General features: G+C 69.6%; 13 protein-coding genes, 1 other RNA gene and 1 pseudogene. 8 read left to right on the top strand and 7 right to left on the bottom strand.

Annotation, left to right across the window (positions count from 1 at the left end; genetic code table 11):
* The 4 genes and pseudogenes from VHK87_RS08175 to VHK87_RS08190 form a co-directional block, all read right to left on the bottom strand.
* Positions 1–306: pseudogene (locus VHK87_RS08175) on the bottom strand (5-formyltetrahydrofolate cyclo-ligase); the annotation flags it as partial.
* 26 nt (positions 307–332) lie between these two features.
* Positions 333–494, bottom strand: a non-coding RNA gene (gene ssrS / locus VHK87_RS08180) — 6S RNA.
* Positions 495–560: 66 nt separating this feature from the next.
* On the bottom strand, positions 561–887 hold the full coding sequence (locus VHK87_RS08185) for a cell division protein ZapA (protein WP_329634408.1): 327 nt from the start codon (positions 885–887) through the stop codon (positions 561–563).
* 2 nt (positions 888–889) lie between these two features.
* Positions 890–1186, bottom strand: coding sequence for a DUF4164 family protein (locus VHK87_RS08190; protein ID WP_329634409.1), 297 nt, complete (start codon positions 1184–1186; stop codon positions 890–892).
* A 176-nt stretch (positions 1187–1362) separates the two neighbouring features.
* Here VHK87_RS08190 and tkt point away from each other — a divergent pair, with 176 nt between their 5' ends.
* From tkt to VHK87_RS08205, 3 genes are all read left to right on the top strand, one after another.
* Positions 1363–3339 (top strand): transketolase, encoded by a 1977-nt coding sequence (gene tkt / locus VHK87_RS08195; protein WP_329634410.1) that lies wholly within the window; start codon positions 1363–1365, stop codon positions 3337–3339.
* A 5-nt stretch (positions 3340–3344) separates the two neighbouring features.
* Entirely contained in the window at positions 3345–4541 is a 1197-nt protein-coding gene (gene purT / locus VHK87_RS08200; protein ID WP_329634411.1) for a formate-dependent phosphoribosylglycinamide formyltransferase, read from the top strand.
* Positions 4542–4646: 105 nt separating this feature from the next.
* Positions 4647–6686 carry a S9 family peptidase gene (locus VHK87_RS08205; RefSeq protein WP_329634412.1) on the top strand — a complete coding sequence of 680 codons (2040 nt, stop codon included), beginning with the start codon at positions 4647–4649 and terminating at the stop codon, positions 6684–6686.
* 6 nt (positions 6687–6692) lie between these two features.
* On the opposite strand, the gene VHK87_RS08210 is transcribed toward VHK87_RS08205, so the two are convergent.
* Together VHK87_RS08210 and VHK87_RS08215 are read right to left on the bottom strand one after the other, a co-directional pair.
* Positions 6693–6818, bottom strand: a complete 126-nt coding sequence (locus tag VHK87_RS08210; RefSeq protein ID WP_329634413.1) for a hypothetical protein — start codon at positions 6816–6818, stop codon at positions 6693–6695.
* Complete coding sequence (locus VHK87_RS08215) at positions 6815–7078, bottom strand: hypothetical protein (protein ID WP_329634414.1); 264 nt, start codon at positions 7076–7078, stop codon at positions 6815–6817. Before VHK87_RS08215 ends, VHK87_RS08210 begins: the two co-directional genes overlap by 4 nt.
* 317 nt (positions 7079–7395) lie before the next feature.
* Between VHK87_RS08215 and gap the strand changes: the two genes are divergently transcribed.
* The 5 genes from gap to VHK87_RS08240 all read left to right on the top strand — a co-directional run bounded on the left by gap (position 7396) and on the right by VHK87_RS08240 (position 12224).
* Positions 7396–8406 (top strand): type I glyceraldehyde-3-phosphate dehydrogenase, encoded by a 1011-nt coding sequence (gene gap / locus VHK87_RS08220; protein ID WP_329634415.1) that lies wholly within the window; start codon positions 7396–7398, stop codon positions 8404–8406.
* Between the two features lie 127 nt (positions 8407–8533).
* Positions 8534–9733: a phosphoglycerate kinase gene (locus tag VHK87_RS08225; RefSeq protein ID WP_329634416.1), complete on the top strand. Its 1200-nt coding sequence runs from the start codon at positions 8534–8536 to the stop codon at positions 9731–9733.
* A 9-nt stretch (positions 9734–9742) separates the two neighbouring features.
* Positions 9743–10834, top strand: coding sequence for a class II fructose-bisphosphate aldolase (gene fba / locus VHK87_RS08230; RefSeq protein WP_329634417.1), 1092 nt, complete (start codon positions 9743–9745; stop codon positions 10832–10834).
* Between the two features lie 70 nt (positions 10835–10904).
* Positions 10905–11933, top strand: a complete 1029-nt coding sequence (locus VHK87_RS08235) for a class I fructose-bisphosphate aldolase (protein WP_329634418.1) — start codon at positions 10905–10907, stop codon at positions 11931–11933.
* 42 nt (positions 11934–11975) lie between these two features.
* Positions 11976–12224 carry a hypothetical protein gene (locus VHK87_RS08240; protein ID WP_329634419.1) on the top strand — a complete coding sequence of 83 codons (249 nt, stop codon included), beginning with the start codon at positions 11976–11978 and terminating at the stop codon, positions 12222–12224.
* On the opposite strand, the gene VHK87_RS08245 is transcribed toward VHK87_RS08240, so the two are convergent.
* A partial coding sequence (locus VHK87_RS08245) for a hypothetical protein (RefSeq protein WP_329634420.1) occupies positions 12221–12385 on the bottom strand: 165 nt, incomplete at its 5' end. The genes VHK87_RS08240 and VHK87_RS08245 overlap by 4 nt on opposite strands.

Raw genomic sequence — 12385 nt, forward strand, 5'->3', positions numbered from 1 at the left:
GCCGAATGCGTCCGGGACCTGCAGATCTCCTGGCGACCAGGCCCGGAAGACGAGCGGGGCGTCACGGTCTTCCGCCACGGGCAGCGCGAGCCGCGCGCCGGCCAGGGCGAACCGAAGCAGCACCGGCAGGGGATCGAGCTCCGTGCCCATGGCGTGATAGCCGCTGACCACGGCGAAGCGCGGCAGCGCCTCGGCCGGCAGCTGTGCTGCGGCCAACTCGGCGCCGTCGGGCCGCTCGCGCGCCAGCCTCAGGCGCTGGGCGCGCATGCGCCGGCGAAGCTCGGTCTTGTCGGAGGGCCCCGGCATCGGGGCCCTATAGCAGGGAAATGGGTGGCGGCGCCGCGTGAGCCGTGAAGGACTGTTTCATCCCCTCGACCTGGTTAGACCAGGTGGGCGCCGTGTGCCCAAGACCACGGTCCGGGGCAGGGACAGCTCCCTTTGAGTGAATTAAGGTCGCTGGGATATGTCGCCTTCGACGCGAGCCGCAGCAGACCCGCCGGCTCGTAAGGTAGGGCGTGGGGGACGGCGCCACAAGCGGAGCCGGGGCTTTAGAGATCGGACTAGCCGTTCGCCAGCTTCTCGATCCGCTGGGCCGCCGCGTCCAGGGCCGCGACGCTCTTGGTCTCGGTGCGGGCCAGGTCGTTCTGGAGGCGGGCGACTTCACCCTGCAGGGCGGCGAGGCGGCCGCGCATCTCGAACAGCTCGTCGGCCATCAGCAGGGCGCCGAGCAGGAACAGGCGGGTGTCGCCGAGCTGGCCGAGGTCCTTGCTGACCTGGCGGACCTGGCCGTCGAACACCTTGGCGAGTTCGCGAAGATGCCCCTCCTGCCCGTCCTCGCAGCCGACGGTGTAGGGCCGGCCGTTCACCTCGATGGTCACCTGGGCCATTTCTACGCCTCCTCGGCGGCGCGGGCGGCGTCCTGGCCCAGGGTCGCCTTGATCTGAGCGATGGCCTGGCCGAGGGCGGCGGAGGCGGCGGCCCCGGCCTCCTCGAGCTCGCGCTCACGGGCTCTGGCCTGGTCGAGTTCGGCGGCAAGCTTGGCGCGGTCCTGGTCGAACAGGCCGCCGGCCTCGGCGCCCGCCCGGGCCACCCGGTCCGCCAGCCGCTGTTCGAGCACGGCGACGGCGCGTTCCAGGCGCCGGATCGCGAGGTCTAGCGCGCTGTCGCCGCCGGGCTGAGCGTTCATCCCGCCTCCGTCAATGGTGCAGCCCCATCTATAGACTGCGCCGCGCCGGCATTTGAAGTCATGTTCGCGGACGCTCCAAACCGCGCAGCGGCCGGCCGCCGCCTTGACCCTAGGCCGCGCCCGTGCGACGGCGCGCCCGCCGCCCCGAAAAGTTAACGACTCGAAGACAGCCGCCAATGCCGCAAGACTTGAAGACCATGGCCGACGCCATCCGGGTCCTCGCCATGGACGCCGTCGAGCAGGCCAACTCCGGCCACCCGGGGATGCCCATGGGCATGGCCGATGTCGCGGCCGTGCTGTGGACCCGGTTCCTGAAGTACGACGCCACCAAGCCCGACTGGGCCGACCGCGACCGGTTCGTGCTCTCGGCCGGCCACGGCTCGATGCTGATCTACGCGCTGCTTCACCTGACCGGCGTCAAGGGCGTGTCGATGGACGAGCTGCAGGCCTTCCGTCAGTTCGGCTCGCGCACCCCCGGCCACCCGGAATGGGGACACACGCCCGGCGTCGAGACCACCACCGGCCCGCTTGGCCAGGGCATCGCCACCAGCGTCGGCATGGCCATCGCCGAGCGCAAGCTGGCGGCCCGCTTCGGCGAGGACCTGGTCGACCACCGCACCTGGGTGATCGCCTCAGACGGCGACCTGATGGAGGGCGTCAGCCACGAGGCCATCCACCTGGCCGGCCGGCTGAAGCTCTCCAAGCTGACCGTCCTCTGGGACGACAACAACATCACCATCGATGGACCGCTGGACCTGTCGGAGACCGGAGACCAACTGGCCCGCTTCAAGGCCGCCGGCTGGGCGGTGAAGCGGATCGACGGCCATGACATTCCCCAGATCCGCCGGGCGCTGATCTGGGCCACTCGCCAGCGCCAGCCGACGCTGATCGCCTGCCGCACCAAGATCGGCAAGGGCTCCAAGAACATGGAGGGCCACCACGACACCCACGGCAAGGCCTTGGGCAAGGCCGAGGTGGCGGCGACCCGCGACAACCTGGGCTGGCCCCACGAGCAGTTCGTGGTGCCGGACGAGGTCTACCGCCCCTGGCGCGCCGCGGGCCGCCGCGGCGGCAAACTGCGCCGGGAATGGGAGCAGAAGCTGGCCGCCTCGCCGCACCGGGCGGAGTTCGAGCGGGCCATGAAGGGCGAACTGCCCGAGCACGCCTTCGAGGCGCTGGACGCGCTGATCGAGAAGGCCGTGGCCGACAAGCCCGCCGCCGCCACCCGCCAGCACTCCGGCTCGGCCCTCGAGGCGCTGTTCACGGCGATCCCCGAGCTGGTCGGCGGCTCGGCCGACCTGACCGGCTCCAACAACACCTTCGTCAAGAACACCGAGATCTTCGACGCCCCGGACTACGCCGGCCGCTACATCAACTACGGCATCCGTGAGCACGGCATGGCCGCGGCGATGAACGGTATGGCCCTGCACGGCGGGATCATCCCCTACGGCGGCACCTTCCTGGTGTTCAGCGACTACAGCCGCCCGGCCATTCGGCTGGCCGCGCTGATGGGCGTTAGGGTGATCCACGTGGGCACCCACGACTCCATCGGCCTGGGCGAAGACGGGCCGACCCACCAGCCGATCGAGCACCTGGCCGCCCTGCGCGCCATGCCCAACCTCTACGTCTTCCGCCCGGCCGACCTGGTGGAGACCGCCGAGTGCTGGAAGGCCGCCCTTCGTCTGCAGCGCAGCCCCTCGATCCTGGCTCTGTCGCGCCAGAAGACCGCGCCGGTGCGCACCGAGGCCATCGGCGAGAACCTGTCGGCCCACGGCGCCTACCAGCTGAAGGCCGCCACCGGTCCTGCCCGGGTGACCATCTTCGCCTCGGGCACCGAGGTGCCGATCGCGCTGGCCGCCCGCGAGAAGCTCGAAGCCGAGGGGATCGGCACGCGGGTGGTCTCCACCCCCTGCTGGGAGCTCTTCGAGGAGCAGACCGACCGCTACAAGGCCGCCGTGATCGGCGAGACCGAGGTGAAGGTCGCCGTCGAGGCCGCCGCCCGCTTCGGCTGGGACCGGTTCATCGGCCCCGACGGGGTGTTCGTCGGCATGCGCGGCTTCGGCGCCAGCGCGCCCTACGAGCGGCTCTACAAGGAGTTCGAGATCACCCCTGAGGCCGTGGTCAACGCGGTCAAGGCCAGGCTCGAGGATTGACCGCCATGCGGCTCGGCACGCCCCTCTCCCCTTCGGCCGTGAAGGTGATGCTGTTGGGCGCCGGCGAGCTCGGCAAGGAGGTCGCCATCGAGCTGCAGCGGCTCGGCTGCGAGGTGATCGCCGTGGACCGCTACGAGAACGCCCCGGCCCAGCAGGTGGCGCACCGGAGCCATGTCATCGCAATGACGGACGCGGTGGCCCTGCGGGCTGTGGTCGAGGCCGAGCGGCCGCACCTGATCGTGCCCGAGATCGAGGCCATCGCCACGGACGAGCTGGTGCGCATCGAGGCCGAGGGGCTGGCGACGGTGATCCCTACCGCCCGCGCGGCCCAGCTGACCATGAACCGCGAGGGCATCCGAAGGCTCGCCGCCGAAGAACTGAAGCTACCCACCAGCCCGTACGCCTTCGCCTCGTCCGAGGCGGAGCTGGCCAGGGGCGCCGAACAGGTCGGCTTCCCCTGCTTCGTGAAGCCGGTGATGAGCTCGTCGGGGAAGGGCCAGTCCTATGTGGAGCGGCCGGACCAGATCGCCGACGCCTGGCGCTACGCGCTGGAGGGCGGCCGGGTCGAGCAGCCGCGGGTCATCGTCGAGGGCCGCATCGATTTCGACTACGAGATCACCCAGCTGACCGTCCGCTCGCGGATGGCCAACGGGGCGACCGCGACCAGCTTCTGCGCGCCGATCGGCCACCGACAGGTGAAGGGCGACTATGTGGAGAGCTGGCAGCCGCAGGCGATGAGCGCCGCGGCGCAGGCGAGCGCTGAGCAGATCGCCGGCCTGGTGACCGAGGCCCTGGGCGGGCACGGCATCTTCGGCGTCGAGCTGTTCGTGAAGGGCGACGAGGTCTGGTTCTCGGAGGTCAGTCCGAGGCCCCACGACACCGGCTTGGTCACCCTCGTCTCTCAATACCAGAGCGAGTTCGCGCTGCACGCCCGGGCCATCCTCGGCCTGCCGGTGGATGTGACGCAGCGCGAGCCCGGCGCCAGCGCGGTGATCTACGGCGGCCTGGAGGCCAGAGGCGTCGCCTACGAAGGCGTCGCCGAGGCGCTCTCCATCCCCGGCGCCGACATCCGCCTGTTCGGCAAGCCCGAGGCCTTCGCCCGCCGCCGCATGGGCGTGGCGCTGGCCAGGGGCCATGACACGGACGAGGCGCTGGTCCGCGCGCGGGCCGCAGCGAGCCTGGTGCGGCCGGTCAGCTCATAGACCTCTCCCCCGCTTCGCGGACGGAGAGGTCTTTGCGCATATGACGCAACCGTAAGTTTGCGCGCTCGCATAACGCGGTAAGGTCGCCCCATCGGGAGGACCTCCATGCGCATCCAGCTGCTCGCGGCCGCGGCCGCCGCCGCCCTCGCCCTGCTCGCCCCACTCGCCGCGCCGGCGCAGACCCAGGCCCCGCTCATCGAGCGGACCAAGTTCTTCGGCAATCCGGAGAAGACCGGCGGGCAGATCAGCCCCGACGGCAAATGGCTGGCCTGGATCGCCCCGCGCGATGGGGTGCGCAACGTCTGGGTGGCGCCGGTGAACGATCCAGCCAAGGCCCGACCGATGACCGCCGAGAAGGTGCGGCCCATCGCCGGCTACTGGTGGAGCCCGGATTCGAAACAGATCCTGTTCATCACCGACAAGGGCGGGGACGAAAACTTCCTTCTCTACGGCGTGGACGTGGCGACCGCCGCCCAGAAGACCCTCACGCCCTTCGAGAAGACGCGCGCCCAGATCATCGGCCGCAGCCGGCTGGTGAAGGACCGCATCCTGGTGGGCCTCAACAACCGCGACCCGCGCTGGCACGACGTTCACAGCCTTGACCTGGCCACGGGCAAGCTGACGCCCGTGCTGCAGAACGACGGCTTCGCCAGCTTCAGCGTCGATCAGCAGCTCAACGTCCGCTCCGCCATCAAGGCGCGGCCGGACGGGGGCATGGACCTCTACAAGGTGGAGAACGGCAAGGTCGCCGCCACGCCCTACGAGACCATCCCCTTCGAGGACTCCGAGACCACCCAGCCGGCCGGCTACACGCCCGACGGGAAGGTCCGCTACTGGATGGACTCCCGCGGCCGCAACACCGCCGCCCTCATCGCCGAGGACGTCGCGACTGGTAAGAAGACGCTGATCGCCGAGAACGCCAAGTCGGACATCGGCGGGGCCCTGCTGCACCACGAGACCGGCAAGGTGCTGGCCTACGCCTTCAACTACTTCAAGACCGAGTGGACGCCGACGGATCCGGCGGTGAAGGCCGACCTCGAATTCCTGAAGTCGCAGCTGAAAGGCGAGCTCTCGATCACCTCGCGGACCGACGACGATGCGCTGTGGACCGTGGGCGTCGATCCGGTGACCTCGCCCTCGGCCGCCTACCTGTACGACCGCAAGGCGAAGAAGCTCACCAAGCTCTATGTCACCCGGCCGGCCCTGGAGGGCGCGCCCCTGGCGGCGATGCACCCGATCGAAATCAAGACGCGGGACGGCCTCACGCAGGTTTCCTACCTGACCTTGCCGCCGGGCAGCGACAAGGACGGGGACGGGCGGCCCGAAAAGCCCGTGCCCATGGTGCTGTTCGTCCACGGCGGCCCGTGGGGCCGCGATGTCTACGGCTACCACTCGATGCACCAGTGGCTGGCGAACCGGGGCTATGCGGTGCTGTCGCCGAACTTCCGCGGCTCCACCGGCTTCGGGAAGGCGTTCATCAACGCCGGCGACCGCGAGTGGGGCCGCAAGATGCACGACGACCTGATCGACGCCGTCGACTGGGCGGTGAAGAGCGGCGTCACGCCCAAGGACAAGGTCGCCATCATGGGCGGCTCCTACGGCGGCTACGCCACCCTGGCCGGGCTGACCTTCACGCCGGAGACCTTCGCCTGCGGGGTCGACATCGTGGGGCCGTCGAACCTCAACACCCTGCTCTCCACGATCCCGCCCTACTGGGAGGCGGCGCGCAGCACCTTCGCCAAGCGGGTCGGCGACCTCTCAACGCCCGAAGGCCAGGCGCTGCTGAAGGAGCGCTCGCCGCTGACCCATGCGCACGCCATCAAGCGGCCGCTGCTGATCGGCCAAGGCGCCAACGATCCGCGGGTGAAGCAGGCCGAGTCCGACCAGATCGTCCAGGCCATGCAGGCCAAGAACATCCCGGTGACCTACGTGCTGTTCCCCGACGAGGGCCACGGCTTCGCCCGGCCGGAGAACAACATCGCCTTCAACGCCACGGCGGAGAACTTCCTCGCCAAGTGCCTGGGCGGCCGCGCCGAGCCCTACAAGGACGCGTTCACCGGCTCGACGATTCAGGTCCCCCACGGCGCCGAGTTCGCCCCGGGCCTGAAGGAAGCGCTGGCCAGCCGGCAGGTGGCGGCGAGGTAACGGCCGCTAGCGCGGGCCGCTGGTGCTGCGGCGGTCGTTGAGGGTCGGCGCCGGGCGGCTGTTGGACGAGCGGGTCGAGCGGGGGTCGAGCGGGCCGTTGCGCGACGGGGCGCTGGGGTTCGGACGGTTCATGTTGATGCCTTTGCGGGAGGGGTGGCGACCGCCGGGCCGGCCAGGCGGCAACTCGCCACCCAGCCTCCGTCGACCAGGGTGATGTCGGCGACCGCGACGTCTATCAGGGCGCCGCGGGGCGCGACGGTGAACTCGTCGCCGAGTTCCGGAACCGGCTTGCGGTTGGACCAGATGACGAGCTCGCCGTGCGAGGCCAGCCGGCCATCGAGGATTTCGTAGCCGCTGGGATTGAACGGCCGCAGCCCTCGTGGCTCGCTCATCGGACGAGCCGGGGGCGCGGCGCGTAGGTTCCTGACCATTTGAGATCCCCTTTCCGGGGTCGTGGATCCGCCAGCGCGGCGGGTCCTTTCGGAGGCGGCCGGCGACCGGCCCTTGCCTCAGACACAACCTATCACGTCCAGGCCCCGCCTGCGGGAAAATCGCCGCAACCAAGCGGCGCCTTCGCCGTTTCTCCCGCAGCTTGAGCGTGGAAGGGGGCGCGCGGGGTTGACTCATCGGCCCCCGCCCTCAAGAACCGCCCGCAAAATCACTGGACTAGGCCGCTCCCCCGGCCCGTTTGTCACTCGAGGAGATTTCGATGCCTGTACGCGTCGCCATCAACGGCTTCGGCCGGATCGGCCGGTTGGTCCTTCGCTCGATCATCGAGCACGCGCGCACGGACATCGAGGTGGTGGCCATCAACGACCTGGGGCCGGTCGAGACCAACGCCCACCTGCTGCGCTACGACTCGGTGCACGGCCGCTTCCCCGGGACCGTCACGGTCAACGGCGACACCATCGACGTGGGCCGCGGGCCGATCAAGGTGACCGCCATCCGCAACCCGGCCGAGCTGCCCCACAAGGAGCTGGGCGTCGACATCGCCCTGGAGTGCACCGGCCTCTTCACCTCCAAGGAAAAGGCCAAGGCCCACCTGGACGCCGGCGCTAAGCGGGTGCTGGTCTCCGCGCCGTGCGACGAGGCCGACCAGACCATCGTCTACGGCGTCAACCATGACACCCTGACGGCCGAAGACCTGGTGGTCTCCAACGCCTCCTGCACCACCAACTGCCTGGCCCCGATCGCCAAGGTGGTCCACGAGCTGTGCGGCATCGAGCGCGGCTACATGACCACCATCCATGCCTACACCGGCGACCAGCCGACCCTCGACACCATGCACAAGGACCTCTACCGCGCCCGCGCGGCGGCCCTTTCCATGATCCCGACCTCGACCGGCGCGGCCAAGGCCGTGGGCCTGGTGCTGCCGGAGCTGAAGGGGAAGCTGGACGGCTCGGCGATCCGCGTGCCGACCCCAAACGTCTCGGTCGTCGACCTGAAGTTCGTGCCTGGACGCTCGGTCACCAAGGACGAGATCAACGAGGCCCTGAAGGCCGCCGCCGCCTCCAACGCGCTGCGCGGCATCCTGGTCACCAGCGAAGACCCGCTGGTCTCCTCGGACCTCAACCACATCTCGGCCTCTTCGACCGCCGCCCTGCCTCAGACCCAGGTCATCGAAGGCCAGCTGGCCCGGGTGCTGTCCTGGTACGACAACGAGTGGGGCTTCGCCACGCGGATGAGCGACACCGCCGTGGCCATGGCCAAGCTGATCTGACCCTCGATGCTTCCGGTTCTTTCTCCGCTCACCCCGGCGAAAGCCGGAACCCAGGCTGAGCCTTCCTCGCGCACCGAGTCCCTCTGGCTCCCGGCGTTCGCCGGGACGAGCGGCGGGAGGTAGGCGCGTGGGGTTCAAGACGCTCGATCAGGCCGACCTGGCCGGCAAACGCGCCCTGGTGCGCGTGGACTTCAACGTGCCGATGGAGGGCGGGCGGGTAACCGACGACACGCGCCTGCGCGCCGCGCTACCGACCATCGAGAAGCTGCGCAACGGCGGGGCCAAGGTGGTGCTGCTGGCCCACTTCGACCGGCCGAAGGGCAAGCGGGTGCCGGAGATGAGCCTGCGCCCCGTGGTCGAGCCGCTGGCCAAGCTGGTCGGCGCGCCCGTCGCCTTCGCCGACGACTGCGTCGGCGAACCGGCCAAGAGCGCTATCGGCGCGTTGAAGGACGGCGACGTCATCCTGCTGGAGAACGTCCGCTACCACGCGGGCGAGGAGAAGAACGACGGCGAGTTCGCCCAGGCCCTCGCCGCCAACGGCGACCTCTACGTCAACGACGCCTTCTCGGCCGCCCACCGGGCGCACGCCTCGACGGAGGGCATCGCCCGCCTTCTGCCGGCCTATGCGGGCGAGCAGATGCGCCGCGAGCTCGAGGCGCTCGAAATGGCGCTGGGCAGCCCGAAGCGGCCGGTGATGGGCATTGTCGGCGGGGCCAAGGTCTCGACCAAGCTCGACCTGCTCAACAACCTTGTCGGCAAGCTGCAGTACCTGGCGATCGGCGGCGGCATGGCCAACACCTTCCGCTTCGCCCAGGGCTACCAGATCGGCGGCTCGCTCTGCGAGAAGGAGATGGCCGACACCGCCCGCCAGATCCTCGACAAGGCCAAGGCCGCCGGCTGCCACATCATCCTGCCGACCGACGCGGTGGTGGCCGAGAAGCTGGCCTCGGACGTGGCGACCCGCACGGTCGAGCTGTCGGCGCCGGGCCAGCTCGGCCCCGCCGACACGATCTTCGACGTCGGCCCCAAGACCCTGGCCCAGATCCTCGACGCCATGTCCGAAGCGGCGACGCTGGTCTGGAACGGGCCGCTCGGCGTGTTCGAGGTGCAACCCTTTGACCGCGCGACAGTTGAAGCTGCACAGCACGCGGCCAAGCTCGCCAAATCCGGCAAGCTGGTGGCCGTGGCGGGCGGGGGTGATACCGTGGCGGCCCTGAATGCGGCGGGCGTGAGCGGCGACTTCACCTTCGTCTCCACAGCCGGGGGCGCGTTTCTGGAATGGATGGAAGGCAAGACGCTGCCCGGGGTGGCGGCGCTGTCGAATTGAAGGGCTGAGATGGCGCGAATTACTCTTAGGCAACTGCTCGATCACGCCGCCGAGTACGGCTACGGCGTGCCGGCGTTCAACATCAACAACATGGAGCAGGGCCTCGCGATCCTCGAGGCCGCCGACGCGGTGGACGCGCCGGTCATCATCCAGGCCAGCCGGGGCGCTCGCCAGTACGCCAACGACATCGTCCTGAAGCACCTGATCGACGCCCTGGCGGAGATGTATCCGCACATCCCGATCTGCATGCACCAGGACCACGGGAACAACGAGGCCACCTGCGCCACCGCGATCCAGTTCGGCTTCACCTCGGTGATGATGGACGGCTCGCTGATGGCCGACGCCAAGACCCCCGCCGACTACGACTACAACGTCCGCGTCACCCGCAACGTGGTGGACATGGCCCACTGGGTCGGCGCCTCGGTCGAGGGCGAGCTCGGCGTGCTGGGCAGCCTCGAGACCGGCATGGGCGAGAAGGAGGACGGCCACGGCTTCGAGGGCAAGCTCGGCCACGACCAGCTGCTCACCGACCCCGACCAGGCCGTGGAGTTCGTGAAGGCCACCGAGGTCGACGCCCTGGCGATCGCCATGGGCACCAGCCACGGCGCCTACAAGTTCACCCGCAAGCCCGACGGCGAAGTGCTGGCGATGAACGTGATCGAGGAGATCCACCGCCGGCTGCCCAACACCCACCTCGTCATGCACGGCTCCTCGTCGGTGCCGCAGGAGCTGCAGGACATCATCAACAAGTACGGCGGCGAGATGCCCCAGACCTGGGGCGTGCCGGTGGAGGAGATCCAGCGCGGCATCAAGCACGGCGTGCGCAAGATCAACATCGACACCGACAACCGCATGGCGATGACTGGCGCGATCCGCAAGGTGTTCGCCGAGAATCCCGGCGAGTTCGATCCGCGCAAGTATCTGAAGCCGGCCATGGAGGCCATGCGCGCGGTCTGCCGCCAGCGGTTCGAGGAATTCGGCACCGCCGGCTGGGCCAGCAAGATCAAGCCGATTCCGATGAGCCAGATGGCCAAGCGCTACGCCTCCGGCGAACTGGCCCCTAGGATCGGCGCGGCCCGTGCTCTGGAGGCCGCCGAGTAGAGAGAGTTGACCGAGCGCCGCGGGCCCGGTCGGGGCCACGCGGCGCCGGCCGGTGCAGGGAGTGGAGACGATGAACCTCGCGGCGCTGAACGACATCGCTGAGAAGATGGTCACGCCCGGCAAGGGCATCCTGGCGGCGGACGAGAGCTCGGGCACCATCAAGAAGCGGTTCGACGCCATCGGCGTGGAGTCCACCGAGACCAACCGGCGCGACTACCGCGAGCTGCTGTTCCGCTCGACCGAGGCGATGCGGGACTACATCTCCGGCGTCATCCTCTACGAGGAGACCCTCTACCAGGACGCCGCCGACGGCACGCCCCTGGTGAAGCTGATCGCCGACGCCGGCGCCGTGCCGGGCATCAAGGTCGACAAGGGGACCAAGCCCCTGCCCGGCTTCCCCGACGAGACCATCACCGAGGGCCTGGACGGCCTGCCCGAGCGGCTGGCGAAGGACTTCGAGCGCGGCGCGCGCTTCGCGAAGTGGCGGGCCGTGATCGACATCGGAAGCGGCATCCCCACGGCTGGGGCGGTGAAGGCCAACGCCCATGCGCTCGCCCGCTACGCCCGCATCTGCCAGGAGGCGCAGATCGTGCCGATCGTCGAGCCGGAAGTGCTGATGGACGGCTCCCACGACATCGCCCGCTGCGACGAGGTCACCCGCTTTGTGCTGCAGACCGTGTTCCAGGAGCTGTTCGAGCAGCGCGTGGCCCTGGAGGGCATCGTGCTGAAGCCGAACATGGTGGTCTGCGGGAAGAAGTGTCAATCCACCGCCACCGTCGACGAGTGCGCTCACCGAACTATCGCGGCGCTGAAGGCCACCGTGCCGTCGGCAGTTCCCGGCATCGCCTATCTGTCCGGGGGTCAGAGCGACGAGGAGGCCACGGCCCACCTCAACGCCATGAACCGGATCGGCGGCTTCCCCTGGAAGATGACCTTCTCCTACGGCCGGGCCCTGCAGGCCGCGCCGCAGAAGGCCTGGGCCGGCCGTCCCGAGAACGTCGCCGCCGCCCAGCGGGCCTTCACCCACCGGGCGCGGATGAACGCCCTGGCCAGCCTTGGCAAGTGGGAAGACAGCCTGGAGACGGCCCTGGCGGCCTGAGCCCACGCGGAACATCCTCGCGCTCCGCCGCATTTTTCAGGGGTGAGGAGCCACGTCACCCTGATCGTCACCTACGCCGGACTGGCCGTGCTCGGCGCTTGTCTGGTGTGGCTGCTGGTGGCCGGCGACGCCTTCGAGAATCTCGGTCCGGTGCTGCCGTGGATGGTCGCGGGGGCTCTGGCGGTGGCCGCCCTGACCGGCGGGCTGATGTGGCTCGCCTTCTTCTCCTCGCGCCGAGGATACGACGAGCCGTATGACGTGAACCGGCCAAACGACGGTCGCAGGCGCTAAGCCTCGATCTCGGCCCCCCGCATCTCCTTCAGGAAGAGCAGGCCCACCACCAGCGTCACCGCGGCGACCGTGATCGGGTACCAGAGCCCGAAGTAGATGTTGCCGCTGGCCGCCACCATGGCGAAGGCCGTGGGGGGCAGGAAGCCGCCGAACCAGCCGTT

The organism is Phenylobacterium sp., assembly GCF_036263695.1.
Classification (GTDB): Bacteria; Pseudomonadota; Alphaproteobacteria; order Caulobacterales; family Caulobacteraceae; genus Phenylobacterium.

Excerpts from the sequence above, each read along its gene's own strand:
- VHK87_RS08210 (WP_329634413.1), bottom strand. The coding sequence starts at position 6,818 with ATGAACCGTCCGAACCCCAGCGCCCCGTCGCGCAACGGCCCGCTCGAC.
- VHK87_RS08235 (WP_329634418.1), top strand. The coding sequence starts at position 10,905 with ATGAACCTCGCGGCGCTGAACGACATCGCTGAGAAGATGGTCACGCCC.
- VHK87_RS08205 (WP_329634412.1), top strand. The coding sequence starts at position 4,647 with ATGCGCATCCAGCTGCTCGCGGCCGCGGCCGCCGCCGCCCTCGCCCTG.
- fba (WP_329634417.1), top strand. The coding sequence starts at position 9,743 with ATGGCGCGAATTACTCTTAGGCAACTGCTCGATCACGCCGCCGAGTAC.
- VHK87_RS08215 (WP_329634414.1), bottom strand. The coding sequence starts at position 7,078 with ATGAGCGAGCCACGAGGGCTGCGGCCGTTCAATCCCAGCGGCTACGAA.
- gap (WP_329634415.1), top strand. The coding sequence starts at position 7,396 with ATGCCTGTACGCGTCGCCATCAACGGCTTCGGCCGGATCGGCCGGTTG.
- VHK87_RS08185 (WP_329634408.1), bottom strand. The coding sequence starts at position 887 with ATGGCCCAGGTGACCATCGAGGTGAACGGCCGGCCCTACACCGTCGGC.
- tkt (WP_329634410.1), top strand. The coding sequence starts at position 1,363 with ATGCCGCAAGACTTGAAGACCATGGCCGACGCCATCCGGGTCCTCGCC.
- purT (WP_329634411.1), top strand. The coding sequence starts at position 3,345 with ATGCGGCTCGGCACGCCCCTCTCCCCTTCGGCCGTGAAGGTGATGCTG.
- VHK87_RS08190 (WP_329634409.1), bottom strand. The coding sequence starts at position 1,186 with ATGAACGCTCAGCCCGGCGGCGACAGCGCGCTAGACCTCGCGATCCGG.